Source organism: Carboxylicivirga fragile, from assembly GCF_050589805.1.
GTDB lineage: Bacteria > Bacteroidota > Bacteroidia > Bacteroidales > Marinilabiliaceae > Carboxylicivirga > Carboxylicivirga fragile.
The window spans coordinates 50,631-66,368 of the sequence record NZ_JBNGOY010000019.1 but is presented as its reverse complement, the minus strand read 5'-3'; the positions used below and the strand labels follow the sequence as shown (position 1 = coordinate 66,368).

The 15,738-nt window shown below is 37.3% G+C and carries 13 protein-coding genes; 5 read left to right on the top strand and 8 right to left on the bottom strand.

The genetic code is table 11. The annotated features are described in order from the left end of the window. Positions 1-239: 239 nt before the first annotated feature. The 5 genes from ACRD7B_RS10270 to ligA are packed head-to-tail and all read right to left on the bottom strand — an operon-like array spanning position 240 to position 5,828. A complete protein-coding gene (locus ACRD7B_RS10270) occupies positions 240-1,631 on the bottom strand; it encodes a COG3014 family protein (RefSeq protein WP_430824456.1) in 1,392 nt (463 codons plus the stop codon). A gap of 59 nt (positions 1,632-1,690) precedes the next feature. Next, entirely contained in the window at positions 1,691-2,284 is a 594-nt protein-coding gene (locus tag ACRD7B_RS10265; protein WP_430824455.1) for a penicillin-binding protein activator LpoB, read from the bottom strand. 51 nt (positions 2,285-2,335) lie between these two features. Then, complete coding sequence (dapA, locus tag ACRD7B_RS10260; RefSeq protein WP_430824454.1) at positions 2,336-3,220, bottom strand: 4-hydroxy-tetrahydrodipicolinate synthase; 885 nt, start codon at positions 3,218-3,220, stop codon at positions 2,336-2,338. Between the two features lie 6 nt (positions 3,221-3,226). Then, positions 3,227-3,775, bottom strand: coding sequence for a DUF6913 domain-containing protein (locus ACRD7B_RS10255; protein WP_430824453.1), 549 nt, complete (start codon positions 3,773-3,775; stop codon positions 3,227-3,229). A gap of 43 nt (positions 3,776-3,818) precedes the next feature. Continuing rightward, the gene (gene ligA, locus ACRD7B_RS10250; protein WP_430824452.1) at positions 3,819-5,828 is read right to left on the bottom strand and encodes an NAD-dependent DNA ligase LigA; all 2,010 of its coding nucleotides are present in this window, start codon (positions 5,826-5,828) and stop codon (positions 3,819-3,821) included. Positions 5,829-5,936: 108 nt separating this feature from the next. Between ligA and ACRD7B_RS10245 the strand changes: the two genes are divergently transcribed. Then, the gene (locus tag ACRD7B_RS10245; RefSeq protein ID WP_430824451.1) at positions 5,937-7,163 is read left to right on the top strand and encodes a cation:proton antiporter; all 1,227 of its coding nucleotides are present in this window, start codon (positions 5,937-5,939) and stop codon (positions 7,161-7,163) included. 85 nt (positions 7,164-7,248) lie between these two features. After that, on the top strand, positions 7,249-8,013 hold the full coding sequence (locus ACRD7B_RS10240; RefSeq protein ID WP_430824450.1) for an Eco47II family restriction endonuclease: 765 nt from the start codon (positions 7,249-7,251) through the stop codon (positions 8,011-8,013). Here ACRD7B_RS10240 and dcm read toward each other — a convergent pair. After that, positions 7,989-9,227, bottom strand: a complete 1,239-nt coding sequence (gene dcm / locus ACRD7B_RS10235) for a DNA (cytosine-5-)-methyltransferase (protein ID WP_430824449.1) — start codon at positions 9,225-9,227, stop codon at positions 7,989-7,991. The two genes, ACRD7B_RS10240 and dcm, sit on opposite strands and share 25 nt — an antisense overlap. Positions 9,228-9,564: 337 nt before the next feature. Then, positions 9,565-11,178 (bottom strand): dipeptidase, encoded by a 1,614-nt coding sequence (locus ACRD7B_RS10230; RefSeq protein WP_430824448.1) that lies wholly within the window; start codon positions 11,176-11,178, stop codon positions 9,565-9,567. A gap of 197 nt (positions 11,179-11,375) precedes the next feature. Here ACRD7B_RS10230 and ACRD7B_RS10225 point away from each other — a divergent pair, with 197 nt between their 5' ends. From ACRD7B_RS10225 to ACRD7B_RS10215, 3 genes are all read left to right on the top strand, one after another. Next, entirely contained in the window at positions 11,376-11,807 is a 432-nt protein-coding gene (locus ACRD7B_RS10225) for a hypothetical protein (protein ID WP_430824447.1), read from the top strand. 23 nt (positions 11,808-11,830) lie between these two features. Continuing rightward, the gene (locus ACRD7B_RS10220) at positions 11,831-12,706 is read left to right on the top strand and encodes a patatin-like phospholipase family protein (protein ID WP_430824446.1); all 876 of its coding nucleotides are present in this window, start codon (positions 11,831-11,833) and stop codon (positions 12,704-12,706) included. Positions 12,707-12,792: 86 nt separating this feature from the next. After that, entirely contained in the window at positions 12,793-13,206 is a 414-nt protein-coding gene (locus tag ACRD7B_RS10215) for a hypothetical protein (protein ID WP_430824445.1), read from the top strand. Between the two features lie 71 nt (positions 13,207-13,277). On the opposite strand, the gene ACRD7B_RS10210 is transcribed toward ACRD7B_RS10215, so the two are convergent. Further along, positions 13,278-15,695, bottom strand: a complete 2,418-nt coding sequence (locus ACRD7B_RS10210) for a TonB-dependent receptor (RefSeq protein WP_430824444.1) — start codon at positions 15,693-15,695, stop codon at positions 13,278-13,280. Between the last annotated feature and the right edge of the window lie 43 nt (positions 15,696-15,738).

Below are 15,738 nucleotides of genomic sequence, written 5' to 3'. Positions count from 1 at the left end.
CAACATTAGATTATGGATTTATTTATTTGCTTGTGACATTTTTTTGCTCTTTTAATTAAGATTGAATTAACATTAGCTTCATATGCGTTTGTATTACTATTCGTTATTTTGTTGATTAATAATACCTAATGAATGTTACCGGATTTCATGGATGGGTCACTCGTTCCATCTGAACAATATCTTTTTCGCGGATATGACTCGTCCATGAATTCTTTTACTCCAGTTATCTTCCAAATAATTTACTGACGAATCTGCTCACTTTCAAGGTTGTGAAATGCAAAGAAGGAGGTTTGACCCTTTTTAATGTTAAAGGTGAAATTTTCAGTTTTTTGCATACGGCCACTAACGTTTAGTTGCACCTGATGCGTTCCTTCACTGAGTGGAACTCTACAATACGAGATGCTATATGGAAGCGATTGCCAGTTACGGGTATCCGCTTTTTCGGTGGCAGCATTGATGATGCTTAGTACAGCTCCAAGGTTTTCATTTTCATTTCGAGCAGTTGCTTCGAGAGCTTTCTTTGCTGCAAGTCTGGCAATGCCCGTTGCTATCTCACGAAACATTCTGTCCTGAAGACATTGAAATCCAAGAGCATTAATGTTTTGAGATAATTCTAATGGATAGTTTTCACCATCGGCCGAAATGTTTGCCGAATTAAAAAAAGGTTTTCGTTCCACATATTTTGGAAATGCCACACGCAGGAAGCTTAGGTTTTTAAAAGATGATTGTTCGTCGCGAGAGTAATCTCCTATGTAAATTGGAAAACTAAGGCCATGCTCCTCATTAACTAATGTGATCCAACCATTGTTATAACCCGTATTCATGAAATTAATACTCCATTCATCTTTTACAGGGCCAAATCCGTTTAGCCAGAAAAAAACCAAGGAACCTTCATCGGGATTAGTAATTTCGTGTTGCATACCGAACTTTTCTTCGTAGAACTTAAGTTCTGTACCAAACCCAAGCTCATAAGCGGTACGCAAAATATCTTTTTTTAATTGTTCAGGAGCACTCACTCCAAATAACGAGGTGTAATCTTCTTCGTATATTTCCAAGGCATTACGATAGGCAATAAAGGCATCATTTGTATTGCCAGAAGCTTCGTATACTAAGCCCATCATCGTATGGGCAAAGGCATCGCGATTATATTTATTTTTATTCTTCTTATATTTCTCATTGAATTTTTGAAGCAAAATATTAACCCTTCTACATTCAATAAGCGCACCTTCATAATTTTTGAGGTAGATGTAATTAATGGCCTTATAATAATGTACCATTACAGCCTCAAAATCCTCTGGCTTATAGGGTTTAATCATGGGGTTGGTGATGAGAGCTAATGCTTCGTTACCAATGTTTTTGGTGTAATCTTCAATGTAGTAATCTGCTTTGTTGAAATAGTTGTTACTGAGCTCATTTTCACCATTCATAAATGAAACAACGCCTCTGTTAAGAAAGTACAACAATCTGTTTTTACCTTCTTCACCTTTTTTATCTGAAGCTAATAATTTATCGGCTGATTCAAATTGCCCTGCTGCAATCATTCTTTGTAATTCAATGCTTTGCTCGTAGTAGGTGGCACATGAATTAGCAAGAAAGCTAAGGGTGAGTAAGAGGAGTATTCGGTATTTCATAGGTAGGGCTTACAAGTAGAATGACTTCTGAGTAATGCTCAGAAGTCATTAAAAGGCTATTATTTTGTTACGTATTTTTTGATTTCTTTATCACCAATCCAAACAATTTCGTTGGTTTCAAGGTTGGCTAATTCTAAATTAACCTTGTAGAAGTTAACACGTTCCTTTTTGTAAGTGTCAACAATTGAATTGATGTCGCCGTTCATCATAAAGTCAGCTCCTAGTTCCTTACCCCATTCCTTAGCGGTTTCCATGGTTGAGAATTCTTGCTGAGCAGCTCTTTCCCGACGTAATTCTTCACGTTTATCACCGGCTTGAACTAAACGTACACGACCGCTATTGATAAAAGCACGTTCCACATCTTTAATAAAGGTTTCGGCACTAATGTGTTCGTGCGATTTATTATATACTAAGCCAACTATTACGACAGGCTTTTTACCATCCGCTTCCGCATTGTGATTATCAATCCAAGCTCCACCAAGTACTTGATTCACCATTTCTTCGGCAACCAATCGCGAATCGGTATCATTCCAGCGTCCGCTTAAGTCAATCGCCTCTTTGGTATCAACGCGTTCAACCTTATGTGATGAGCAAGCACTAAAAAGACCTAAAGAAAGCACTAAGGCTAGTGTTAAAATTAAATTCGTTTTCATAGTTTAAATATTTATTAGGTTTTCAATCCAACAAAAAACAGACCAGTTTTTTTAAAAATCATTTAATTGTTTTCCGAGTTTTTTATATAAGTCTTCACTTACAGTAACTAATGGTAAACGTAAATTGTTTTGAATCAAACCACGAGCATGCAATATTGCTTTAATTCCGGCCGGGTTTCCTTCAGCAAATAAATCTTTAATAATATCAGTCATCTTATAGTGAAGTTTGCGGGCTTCCTCATAGGCATTGTTGTGAGCTTCACGAACCATCTGACTAAACTCAAAGGGAAATCCATTGGCGATAACGGAGATTACGCCATCTGCTCCTAAGGAAACTAATGGGAGGGTGGTGGCATCATCGCCTGATAGAACCATAAATCCATCAGGACGATTCTTGATGATATCCATAATCTGCTCAAAATTACCCGATGCTTCTTTTACCGCAATTATGTTATCAAATTCGTTTGCTAAGCGTAATGTTGTATTTGCTTCAATATTTGATGCTGTGCGGCTTGGCACGTTGTATAATATAATAGGCACCGGCGAAGCTTCGGCCACTGCTTTAAAATGCTGGTATAATCCTTCTTGGGTAGGTTTATTATAATATGGTGCTACCGATAATATGCCATCAATACCTTCAAAATTTGTAAGGTTGATAGTATCTACAAGCTGAGTCGTATTGTTACCACCCATTCCTAAAATTATTGGTAGACGTCCATCATTGGTTTTGATGATGTGCTTTACCACCTCTTGTTTTTCCTTGTCGGATAGTGTGGCGGCCTCGGAGGTTGTACCCAGCGCGACTAAAAAATCGACTTGGTTTCGGATCACATAATTAACCATGTTTTCCAGCGCCTCAAAATCGATCTCCTTTTGGGAGTTAAAGGGAGTTATTAAGGCAACGCCTGTACCACGTAATTGATCGGGAGTTATCATTGAGTTTTATTTGTTGTTGATAATGGACAGATAATGTAAGGTGTGTGTTTTTAATTCTTCAAGACCAACGCCATTTTTCAGCTCAATCATGAAATCGAACATTTCGTTGTTAACACCGGTTTTACCTGCTTTGAACCGTGCCTTTGATAAACTTCCGATATAATCAATGGGGAATAAATGCTTGTCAACTAGCACAATCAATAGATGGTAGGGCTCATTAATGAAATCACTAATCACTTCCTTTTTTGGTTGATAAAAAAAGCTAAAATCCTTTTTACAAGCGTAACTGTATTGCTGATCACCTATGTAATTGTCGTCGCGTTTAGCTTTGTGTATATAACCTAGCGCACTACTCTTGATGTTAAATTCTTTGAGCTCATTAACCAAGGTTTTTACAATTTTCAGATTGTCAGGATTTTCAGCATCGAATAATATTCCTGCATTCTGTGCTGTTTGCAAGTTGTATATCTCAGCTTTATGAGGTTGTTTTTTTAGCTGGCGCTGAAGCTGAAAGTTGGCTATTTTTTCTCTAATGGTATCTATTATATTGCTCATTCCTATGTATAAGGTGTTACTTGAGATTATTGTATTCAATCTCTTATTCCATGTCAATCAAAGCTTTAAAATCATGTTCAGAAATAATTTTGACACCTAACTTCTCAGCTTTTGCTAATTTACTCGGGCCAATTTTATCTCCAGCTACAAGATAGCTTGTTTTTGATGAAACTCCACTAAGGTTTTTACCTCCATTTTTTTCGATGAGTGATTTTAACTCGTCACGAGAGAAACTTGCAAAGCTACCACTTACAACGAATGAGCTGCCTTCTAACTTATCTGAATGAGAAGATTGCTCTTCTTCGCTTAATTCAAATTGTAAACCTATTTCTTTGAGGCGTTTTACTAATTGGATGTTTTTTTCGTTTGAAAAATACTCAATAACACTATTGGCAATGCGTTCACCAATCTCATCCACTTCAATTAATTGCTCCTGTGATGCTTGCATGAGCGCATCTATGTTTTTAAAAGCTGAACTTAGTTTTTTAGCTACAGTTTCGCCAACATAGCGAATGCCTAAGGCAAATAATACACGAGCAAAGTTTACTTGTTTAGACGCTTCCAAGCCTTCCAAAATGTTATTAACCGACTTATCGCCCATGCGATCTAAAGTGGATAGTTGCATTGGGTGTAGATGATATAGATCTGAAACATCATTGATCATTTTATTAGCAAAAAGTAATTCGATCGTTTCAGTACCTATTCCATCAATATTCATTCCTTTGCGGGCAATGAAGTGTTCGATGCGTCCTTTTAACTGTGGTGGGCACCCATCTGCATTAGGACAGTAATGCGCCGCTTCACCTTCAATTCGTATTAATTCACTTCCACATTCGGGGCAAGTTTTCAAGAAAACAACCACCTCTGCATCCTTCTTTCTTACCGTATCATCTACGCCAACAATCTTTGGAATTATTTCACCTCCCTTTTCAACATAAACCATGTCGCCAAGGTGTAGATCTAAACTTGAAATAATATCTGAGTTATGCAATGATGCTCTTTTAACCGTTGTGCCGGCTAGGAAAACGGCATCAAGATTAGCCACTGGAGTAACCGCACCAGTTCGACCAACCTGATAGGTGACTGATTCGAGTTTAGTATAGCCTTGTTCTGCCTTAAATTTATAAGAGATGGCCCAACGTGGCGATTTGGCCGTGAAACCCAAACTGCGCTGTTGCTTAAGATCGTTAACTTTTAGTACGATACCATCAATGTCAAAAGGCAAGTTATGGCGCTCTTCATCCCAATAATTGATAAAGCTAAATACCTCTTCAATGCTTTTACAAAGTTTTATGTGTTCAGGTATTTTAAATCCCCAAGAGCGTGCTTGCTCTAAATTCTGTGTGTGATAAGTGCTTGGCAGATTTTCACCCAGCATATAATAGAGGTAACAATCCAATGGTCGTTTAGCAACTTCTGAACTTTTTTGCATTTTCAGTGAACCCGAGGCCGCATTTCGAGGATTAGCAAAAGGTGTTTCACCATTTTCTTCACGTATAGTATTGAGACGTGCAAATCCTTCATGAGGTAAAAATATTTCACCTCTTATTTCGAAACGTTCAGGGTAAGTGCCGGAAAGTTGCAGAGGGATGCTTTTAATTGTTTTAACATTGGCGGTCACATCATCGCCTTGTACACCATCACCGCGAGTAATTCCTTTAAGTAATTGGCCGTTTTCGTAAATCAAACCTATGGCTGTGCCATCGTACTTTAATTCACAAACTATCTCAAAAGCTTCATCCACCAACTGCTTCGACACCCTTGTATAGAAATCCTGAATTTCCTCTTCAGAGTATGTGTTACCTAAAGATAACATGGGGTAGGTGTGTTTGACGTGTTCAAACTCTTTGTTTAAATCACTGCCTACTCTTTGACTCGGGCTGTTGGCATCAGCCAACTCAGGATGCTGTTTCTCCAATTCGATTAAACGATGCATCTTCTGATCAAAGTCGTAATCTGAAATAACAGGCTGATTCAGTACGTAATAATTATGGTTGTGTTGATGCAGTTCTTTGCGAAGTGCTTCAATATCTTGTTGTATCTTTTCCTTCATAAAATTTCAAACATGAGTAATACAAAAATACACTTTTTGAAGGAATATTTCATTTTAGAATTTTAACTAAAGTATCTTTGAGTTTTACGATATTCTAATAGCCTATACATGTTACTTGATTTTGTTATTCTTATTCTGCTGGCCTTATTGCTAAACTATGCCTTTACTTTGCTTCGATTACCTGGAATATTAGGTATGATTCTAACTGGCGTATTGTTGGGGCCAAGTGTGTTTAACTTGGTAAACTCCGAAGTAAGCCTAATGCTAAAAGAATTTAAGACTGTCGCTTTAATCGTAATTCTTATAAGGGCAGGCCTCGGTATCAATAAAAAGACTCTGCATAAAGTGGGGCGACCAGCCATAAACATGAGTTTTATTCCCGGCATACTCGAAGGCGTGATTGTTATGCTAATCGCACATTATTTGCTTGGTTTCACATTTATCGAAGGCGGTATGTTAGGGTTTATTATTGCAGCAGTTTCGCCTGCTGTTGTGGTGCCCGCTATGCTTGAGTTAAAGGAGAAAGGTTTTGGTAAAAAGAAGGAAGTGCCTACGCTTGTTTTGGCAGGAGCATCGGTGGATGACGTGTTTGCGATAACGATATTTGGTGTATTTACAGGACTTGCTTCTGGTGCTGCCATTAATTATGGCTACTTAATATGGAGTGTTCCGCTTGGCATCGTTTTAGGAGCTTTATTGGGAGCAGTAATAGGCTTTATATTAGTATGGTTTTTCAAAAAAGTACATATTCGCGATACTAAGAAGGTGATCATTTTTATGATCGTTGCCGTTTTGTTTTATGAATTTACCGAATGGGAAAATGTTAAACATATTCTACCGTTGGCGGGATTGTTGGGCATTATGGCCATTGGTTTTGTAATACTTGAAAAGTACGACAAACTGGCCAATCGTTTATCAGCGAAGTTTAATAAGGTATGGGTTTTGGCTGAAATTCTGCTGTTTGTTTATATAGGTACTGAGGTGCAGATTTCTCAATTGGATGCTTCGCTCGTTGGTGTTGGTTTGTTGATTCTATTACTTGGATTAACAGCTAGAAGTATTGGTGTATGGCTGTCGTTGTTAGGCTCAAATCTAAATCGAAAGGAACGTATTTTTGCATGCATTGCTTATTGGCCTAAAGCAACGGTTCAAGCCGCCATTGGTGCTGTGCCTTTAACCATGATTAGCGAAGGGCGCTTAGGTGATGTGAGTTTGGAAACAGGACAAATAATATTAGCCATTGCGGTGCTTAGTATTGTAGTAACTGCACCAATTGGAGCAATTGGAATTAAGATGTTTGGGCCAAAGTTGCTTGAAAGAGATAAGGTTAAGTAACTAAGTGGTGTTGGAGGACTTCTAACAATAGGATTGAGTGTTAAGTTAGAAAGGTTACATTTGTGTTAACTATAAAGTGATTAATATGGCGAATAAATATGTTGATTTCATCTCTGATGCACATTTCTTGGAGTGTATTGAAAATCTACACAACTCATACATTAAAGCTAAAGAAGGAATAAGTAAGAGAAAATTTTATAGTAACAAGATTGATACTATTAAACTGACCTTTGATGCTAAGTTCAATAATCTATCTGAAGAAAGTGTGATTAAAAACGAAATTATGCGTCAAATGGATAAATCATTTAATAATTCAATCGGTACCTTTCATGAGCAGATATTGGGTGGAATTAACGGTTATGAAATCGGGAATGTAAGTGGATATGATATTAAAGCTACCGATGATACCTTATTCGCTGATATTAAAAATAAGCATAATACAATGAATAGTAGTGCTGCTGAGAGTTTGTTCCAAAAACTTGCACGCTATGCTGATACCTATAAGAAAGCAAAGTGTTATTGGGTACAAATATTAGCAAAGAAAAGTTTTTGTGAAAGCTGGTCAGGAGATATTAATGGAAAAGAGTATAGCCATAGTAGAGTTCTTAAGATTTCTGGTGATCAGTTTTATGCACTTTTAACGGGGCAAGAAGATGCTTTTTTTGCTTTATACAAAGCACTGCCTTTAGCAATTTCTGATTTTTTAGCAGGAATTGATAAGTTAGAAACTAAAAAAGGAGATTCTGCAATATCTGAGATTAAGAACTCAATAGAAGAATCCGATAAAACAATCTTTGACCAAATTACTTCTGATAACTTTGGTTATTATTTAGGATTTAATGAGTTGTAATAATCATTTAAGAATGCTACAATTGAATAGCCTAATTCCCTACCCAAATTGACAGGTACCGCATTTCCGATTTGTTTATATTGTTGAGCCATAGAACCATTAAATTTCCATTCGTCGGGGAATGTTTGGACTCTTGCATACTCACGAACAGTAAACGGGCGTGTTTCATCAGGATGACACCTTTCAGTTTGTTTTTGAGCAGGACTACAGGTTAAGGTTAAACTAGGTTCGTCCCAACCAATTCTGCGAGCCATTCCTGTTTTTCCGCCACCAAGAAAGAAACTACCTCCCATATACTCCTTCTGAATCTCTACAGGTAAATCGCGCCAGTACCCTTTTGGTGGAACTAAGTCAAGCACTTTCTTTTTTGATTCTGGGTATTTAGCTCCTTCCGATTTCGGAACATTTTTATTGAAAAGTTCACCCTTTTTTAAAGCATCGGAAAGATTATATATCTTCTTATAAGGGTCAGGATATTTGTATTTAACATTAATGTCTTTTCTAATGCCAACAAGAATAAGACGCTCTCTTTTTTGGGGTACTTTATAGTTTATTGCTTTTAAAACTTGAATAGGAACGATGTTGTAACCAATTTCATCAAGAATAGAAATCATTCCCTGTAAAGTTTTACCTTTTTCATGACTAAGTAAACCTCTAACATTTTCGCCAATACAGATTGCTGGGGATACTTCTTGAACAACTCTTGCAAACTCATAGAACAATGTTCCTCTAGCATCTTTAAGCCCCAGTTTTTTTCCAGCATAACTAAACGCTTGACAAGGAAATCCGCCAGTTACTACATCAACTTTATTCTTATATTCCGAAAAGTTAAAATCTTTAATGTCACCTTCTAAAACGTTCCAATTTGGTCTGTTCTGTCGTAAAGTATTGCAAGCCCATTTATCTATTTCATTTAAAGCAACACACTTTAAACCAGATTTTTCTAAACCAACAGCAAGACCTCCTGCTCCCGCAAACAACTCAAGTACTGAATAATCTTGATTTGGTTCAACAAAGTTTGAGATGGTTTCTTCTTCAACATCTTCAAAGAGCTTACCCAATAAAGTTTCAACATCCTTCTTCTTATAGACACGATAATTTGAAACGGGTTCTCTAACGGCCTTAAGAATCCCTTCTTTATCCCATCTTCTGAGGGTTGCTTTAGATTTTCCGACAAGTTCTGATGTTTCTGAAAGAGATAGATATTTATTCATAACCACATTAATAAACCTTGTGCAATGGTTACAAATATAGGTAGAAAATACATACAAAGAAAGCAAAAAGAATTCACAGTTAGCAATGTATAATTATTAATTCCGCAAGGTGTTAATTTTGAAATGAGTATGAAGAAAGGTTTTTGAAATGTATTTTGTTATTTATTAGTTTTTGATTGGAGATAGAGTTGCGTTGCTTGTCCTGTTTATTTCAAACCTTATGGTGGTGAATGAATCCGGTATTATACTAAGTTTGTGAATTTGAATACCTGATAGTAAGCAAAAAGGCGCTTGATGCTTCCACCAAACGCCTTAACTATTAATTCGAGTTATGTTTTTAGAAACCTAAACCAAATTTGGTCCAGTAGGCTTCTTCTAATTCTTTCCAACGTAGCATTGTAGCACCAGTAAAATCTTTGGTGTAATGGTTCAACATTTTTTGAGCTTCTTCCTTTTTACCTTCATCAATTAGTTTCTTGATGGCAAGCTCTAAAGATTCACTGTCTGTAAAACCTTTTTCTTCGAAATAGGCTACCTCATACATGTGCTTTTCACGTGTCTGCTGCCAAGCAATAGTTGCCAATTTATTGGCCTTACGATAGTTCCAGATAGCAGCATCTTCGCGATAGCGCTTCTGACCACAAAAGTTAAAGCTTTCAGGTAATTCAGTTGAGCCGGCATAAATCGGAATGCGTGGAGATTGCCCAGGATTGTCAAACGAGAACCAAGCCACACCACCCACTTCGTCAGGTAACCAATCGCGCAATTGAGTAATAAATGAGTATGAACACCATGATACAGCAACCGTACGTTGAAATTCTACAGTAGTACTATCTATATAATTCAAAGTGTTACGCAGGTTACCTGATGGCCATGGTTGTGCTATTGGTGATATGATGGTATCCTGACCGATAACTTTACGGTCTTTATCGTACTTTTTCTTCACCATCTTAATGTTCTGAGTCATGTCATACTTCGTTCCTTCATAGGTTTCGCGATATAAAGCCATCACATCCTGAGCCGATACTTTTTTATCTGGCTTAACCGAGAAAGGCAGTTCGTCAGCTTCAAAATCCAACTCTAAGGAAGGTGCCAAAGCATTTAAAATAAAGAATTCACGAATTTTAAATGGCTTCTCAACCTTACCATAGGCTTTCCAGAATTTGAATGGCTCCTTGCCATCCCAACGCTCTAATTTTTTGGCTACTTTAAAAACATTATCAGAAGCCATAAAGTGATCCTTGTCTTTGAGGTTTAATTCGCCAATACGCGAAATGTTAGCCGATACGCCTACATGTCCTTCCGGGATGCGTTGCGCAGCCCATACGCCTCCAATGTTATCAGGACCTTCGCCAAATATCTCCAATTGCCAAACTTCTTTTTTATCAGCAATGGTAATGCATTCGCCCCAATCGCCATAACCATGCTCTTTAATTAATTCGCCGATTAATTTAATGGCATCGCGAGCAGTGGTGCAACGTTGTAGTGCTATGCGTTCTAATTCTTCAATTAAAAATAAGCCATCTTCATTCACCAATTCCTTAGGGCCAACAATGGTAGTTTCGCCCATGGCCAGTTGCTTTTCATTCAAACATGGATAGGCTACATTTAAGAACGTGTAGGTTTGTTTTGCCTGAGGTATGTTACCAACTACTTTAACTTTTCGCTGATCCCAACGGTTTTCAGTCTTTAGCAAACCTTTGTAAATAGGAGTGGTTGTATCGTTTTCAAAGGTTTCACCCTTTTCGAGGTTTAACCAGGTACGGTAGCGACCATCGCAAGTGTGACTAGTAATAACGGAGCCATCTGTAGATGCTCCTTTACTAACCATTATACTGGTACATGATTCTCCAAAGAAAGGATCGTTCACTTGATCAAATACACTCTGCCCAATAGCAGTCAATGGCATTAGTAAGCTTATTATTAATGCGTAGAAGTGATTTCGTTTCATGAGTTTATAATTTTAATTCGCTCGTATTTTTTTATATCATTCAACACTAAAGAATGAATATGTGGTTTTCAAAACGCAAAATACAGCTTTAAGCTAAACTCTTTACTAACATTCGTCATATCATTTGTTTTATCTCCTAACTAAAAGTATTATTTTACAGTCTAAAATAGGACAAATATGATTTATAAATATTTACTATGTATCAACGTGATTTTATACTTCGGATAATTGAGCAGATTGCTAAAATGATTGCTGCTTTGCTTGGTTTATTAAAAGAAGATAAATTGGATATAGCCTATGATATGCTTACGGATGGTTGCGATAAGGTATTGGGTGTTTCATATACAGAGTTTCTGGAAATGGACTTTGAAGGATTAAAGGATGCCTTTGAAGAGAAGACTTTATCTGCGGATTATTGGGATACTTTAGGCCGTTACTTTTTAGTAGCGGGGGAGCTTTGTTTGGGTATGAAAAAAGATGATGAAGCCGTTCAAAACTTGAGTTTCGCTCAGGGATGTTTTGATGAAGCCGCATCCAACTATCAGACTTATTCATTTAATCGACAAGTTGATCTTGAAAAATTGAATCAATTGAAAATACGATTAGGTTTGATTAACTCCGATAAATAAATCATTTGAAGAAAGACTATATTATGAAGACTGTTTCGTTAGTACTTGGTAGTGGAGGAGCAAGAGGTTTGGCACACATTGGTGTAATTCGTTGGTTAGAAGAACATGGCTACGCGATAAAATCAATAGCTGGATGTTCTATTGGCTCGCTCATTGGAGGTGTATACGCAGCTGGTAAAATGGACGAATTAGAAGAATGGATGCGCGGCATATCAAAATTGGATATAGCAGATTTATTAGATATATCGTGGGGGAGTGGTGGCTTTTTTAAAGGAGATAAAATCATACAGACCTTGATTAAACTTTTAGGTGATGTTCAAATTGAGGATTTGGCCATTCCTTATACTGCTGTGGCAGCCGATATTGTTACTGAGAAAGAAGTATGGATAAACTCTGGTTCCTTGTTTGATGCCATTCGTGCTTCTGTTTCCTTGCCTTTGTTTTTTACACCTGTTGATTATAAAGGAACAAAATTGGTTGATGGAGGAGTTCTAAATCCTGTACCTATTGCTCCAACTTTTAAAGATGAAACAGATTTAACCATTGCTGTAAATTTAGGAGGCGAGTTTAGTAATGATAAAGAAATGCTTAAAAATTTATCGGCTCGGAAAGAAGTGGAGGTGCCATCGTTTCAACAAAGTTTGATGCGTTTTTTCTCAACAAAACAAAAAACGTCAAATGAAGAGAAAAATCAAAACTGGGGCATGTACGATGTTGCTGATCGCGCTTTTGATGCCATGCAAAGCACTATCGCGCGGCAGAAGATTGCTGCTTATCCACCGGATGTGGAAATTGTAATAGCACGTAACGCTTGCGGAACGCTTGAGTTTGATAAGGCAGCGGAAGTGATTCAATTGGGTTATAAGAAAGCAGAGTTAGCTTTTAAAGACAAATTATGAACCGTCCTTTATTTTTTCTGTTAGGGTAATAGAACTCTGTTTTTATCAGAAAGAGATTAGTTGACTTATAGGTAAATGGACTTATTATGATTGCAAAATTTAAAATTGACGAGCGCAACGAGATTCTATATGAAATATTTTATGGAGATATTTCGCTGGAGGATTTGGAGAAAATTGTAACTCGTCAGATGCAGGAATCTGAGTTTAAAACCATAAGTAAAACGTTCTCGGATATACGACAATCTAGAATAATAATTAATAGTACTCAGCTTGATACTTATGTGTTAGAACTAAAAGAGTTTTTGAAGATGACTTCACTGCAGTGGGCAATTCTTGCGGATGATCCTCATTCTACAGCACTTTCACTGATTATTAAACAAGATCCTTTCTTTCAGAAAAAGGTGGATATTTTTAGTACTATTACTGGTGCATCTATTTTTTTAGGTGTTGACTTGGATGAATATTCACAAAGTCAGGATGATTTTATACAGATTGATTAAAATTAGAAAGGGATAAAAGAAAAAGCGTGTTTGATGTAAATAAACAATCAAACACGCTTTATTATTATTTTTTAGAATATGTTACTCAACTTCAGACCAAAATATACTGTGCGTGGGTTGGTTGGCCCGTACATATAAGCTGGATCACGATTGATTCCTTCATCAAAATCACTTTGGTAAGAGTTAAAAATGTTTTTTACTCCACCAAAGGCTTTAAATGGCAAACCTGCTAGTTTAAACTCATATTCGGCTTTTAAACCCAGATCGAAAAAAGTAGGAGTAGTACGAACGGCACCTCTTACACCTTCTTCGTCTTCAATAATATTATCCTCGGGCTTGAAGTTTTCGCCATAGTAAGCAATTTTCATTTTACCCGTATATGTACCTGTAGCTATTAAACAAAGTTTTGGAACAACATCGTAGTCGATTGAAAAGAAACCATAGTCGTTAGGAGTTCTTAGAAAATCCTTTTCGCCAAGTTCCTGAGCATCGCCATAAGTACTACGCTGATTGGTGTAACCAGCTTTAAGGTAGATCTTATTGTTGGGCGAAGCTGTTGCTTCAAGATTTACACCTTGTACCGTCGCACCATTGTTGGCATTAGAACGAATATAGGTTGTTACCTGAGTTTCTTCATCAAATTCGGGAGTAGAAGCGAAGGCATCATCTAGTTTAGTATAAAATCCTTCAGCCAAGAATCCTAAATTCCAAGCACCTGCCTTTTTATTAAAATCAAAAGAAGTCATGTAACTATGGCTGGTTTCTTGTTTCAGATCAGGTGCATTTGCGTGAATAACTTTTCTCGAACCAGATGTTTCAATGTGTAAATCTTCGTCAAACACCTGTGGTGCTCTATATCCTTGCGAATAGCTAACACGCCATTGTAAGGCAGGCATTACATCCCAAAGTACATTTACACGAGGGCTTAATACATTTCCAGAGTTGTTTCCTTCTTTATGATCTAAATCTGTAATTTCATAACGATCGAAACGGGCACCAAGCGAAGCTTTCACTTTACCAATTTGACGATCATACTGAGCAAATACACCGTATACTGATTTTTTCTGATCGGTAATGGTTGTGTTAGGCACATGTTCAAAACCTTCAATCCTTGTACCATCTTCTCCATAAATAGGTTTTTCGTAATCAGGATAACCTAATTTCTGATCTTCCAATACATCGTTTACTAACTCTATTCCAGTAACAATTGAATTATCGCCAAAATCAGATTTGTATTGTGTTCCAAGATTATAGGTTAAACCATCGGTTTGTCCGTAATCCTTTAAACTTTGTTCGGCTCCGTAATACGATGCTCTGTCAACATTTTGAGTAGAACCATATACTGACCATAAACTACCTGTGCCAATAAAGCGTTCGTAAGTTACAGCTGCTGTTGTTATTTTATGATCTACGGCCTCCGAAATATCAGCCTGGTGGTTTGGTGATTCGAACATATTGCCACCTCGACGCTCTTCATTAACACGAATAAAATCTAGCGTAATTTTATTGCGGTAATCAATACGATGATTAAGGCGTCCACCGAAGGTTAAGTTTTCAATTTTAGCAATTTCAGAAAACCCATCGTCGTTGGCATCATAGGGATCTTTATCGCGGTAAAAACCAAAAAGTGCTAAGCCCGTTTTTTTATCCTCACTAACAATAGTAGTATTCATGTTTAATGTATAATCACCCGCTGTTTTTCCATCTGTGCCTGCACCTACCGAACTGTATTGTGTACTAATATCGTAGGCATTCGACATTGGATCTTTTGTAATAAGGTTGATGGTGCCGGCTACAGCATTACTTCCATAAAGTGCAGAACCGCCACCACGAACCACTTCAATGCGTTCGATCATACTTGCCGGAATTAATTCCAAGCCGTAAACACCTGCTAGATTGCTGAAAATAGCCCGGTTATTAATCAGTACTTGAGAATGTGCGCCATCCATACCATTCATTCGAACTTGGGTAAATCCACAGTTCTGACAATTGTTTTCCAAACGCAGTCCAGGTACAAAGTTAAGTCCTTCACCTACAGATACAGATTGCGAGTTTTCAAGCAACCTTGGCGTAAGTGTATTAACTATTACAGAGGCTTCAGTTCTTTTGCGCTCGTTTCTGTCGGCGGTTACCACTACTTGTTCAAGGCCAAGTACATCTGTTTCAAGCGTGAAATTAATGTTTTGTAATTTGCCATTTTTGAAGGTGACTATTTTTTCAACAGGTTTATAACCCATTGCCTGGGCTTTAACAGTGAATTCACCTTCGGGAATGTATTCAAATTCGAAGCTTCCTTCCAGATCGGTTGCCGATCCTAAGGTGGTATTGTTAATAGATACTGTGGCAAATGGCAAAGGTTCGCCTTCGGCCATTACAAGTCCTTTAAGGCTGCACATAGGCTCTGGTGGAGCAGCTTGAGCTTTAATACTTTGATTGAAAGGCATGGTAATAAATACCAACAGGATAGGTAAAATAAAATATAATCTCATTGTAAATAATAAGAAAGTGTATAAAATAATAAGGTTTAGTGTG

Bases quoted from the DNA above. Each gene is read 5' to 3' on its own strand.
- ACRD7B_RS10220 (WP_430824446.1), top strand. From the start codon at position 11,831: ATGAAGACTGTTTCGTTAGTACTTGGTAGTGGAGGAGCAAGAGGTTTG.
- ACRD7B_RS10265 (WP_430824455.1), bottom strand. From the start codon at position 2,284: ATGAAAACGAATTTAATTTTAACACTAGCCTTAGTGCTTTCTTTAGGT.
- ACRD7B_RS10225 (WP_430824447.1), top strand. From the start codon at position 11,376: ATGTATCAACGTGATTTTATACTTCGGATAATTGAGCAGATTGCTAAA.
- ACRD7B_RS10215 (WP_430824445.1), top strand. From the start codon at position 12,793: ATGATTGCAAAATTTAAAATTGACGAGCGCAACGAGATTCTATATGAA.
- ACRD7B_RS10230 (WP_430824448.1), bottom strand. From the start codon at position 11,178: ATGAAACGAAATCACTTCTACGCATTAATAATAAGCTTACTAATGCCA.
- ACRD7B_RS10255 (WP_430824453.1), bottom strand. From the start codon at position 3,775: ATGAGCAATATAATAGATACCATTAGAGAAAAAATAGCCAACTTTCAG.
- ACRD7B_RS10210 (WP_430824444.1), bottom strand. From the start codon at position 15,695: ATGAGATTATATTTTATTTTACCTATCCTGTTGGTATTTATTACCATG.
- ACRD7B_RS10270 (WP_430824456.1), bottom strand. From the start codon at position 1,631: ATGAAATACCGAATACTCCTCTTACTCACCCTTAGCTTTCTTGCTAAT.
- ligA (WP_430824452.1), bottom strand. From the start codon at position 5,828: ATGAAGGAAAAGATACAACAAGATATTGAAGCACTTCGCAAAGAACTG.
- dcm (WP_430824449.1), bottom strand. From the start codon at position 9,227: ATGAATAAATATCTATCTCTTTCAGAAACATCAGAACTTGTCGGAAAA.
- ACRD7B_RS10245 (WP_430824451.1), top strand. From the start codon at position 5,937: ATGTTACTTGATTTTGTTATTCTTATTCTGCTGGCCTTATTGCTAAAC.
- ACRD7B_RS10240 (WP_430824450.1), top strand. From the start codon at position 7,249: ATGGCGAATAAATATGTTGATTTCATCTCTGATGCACATTTCTTGGAG.
- dapA (WP_430824454.1), bottom strand. From the start codon at position 3,220: ATGATAACTCCCGATCAATTACGTGGTACAGGCGTTGCCTTAATAACT.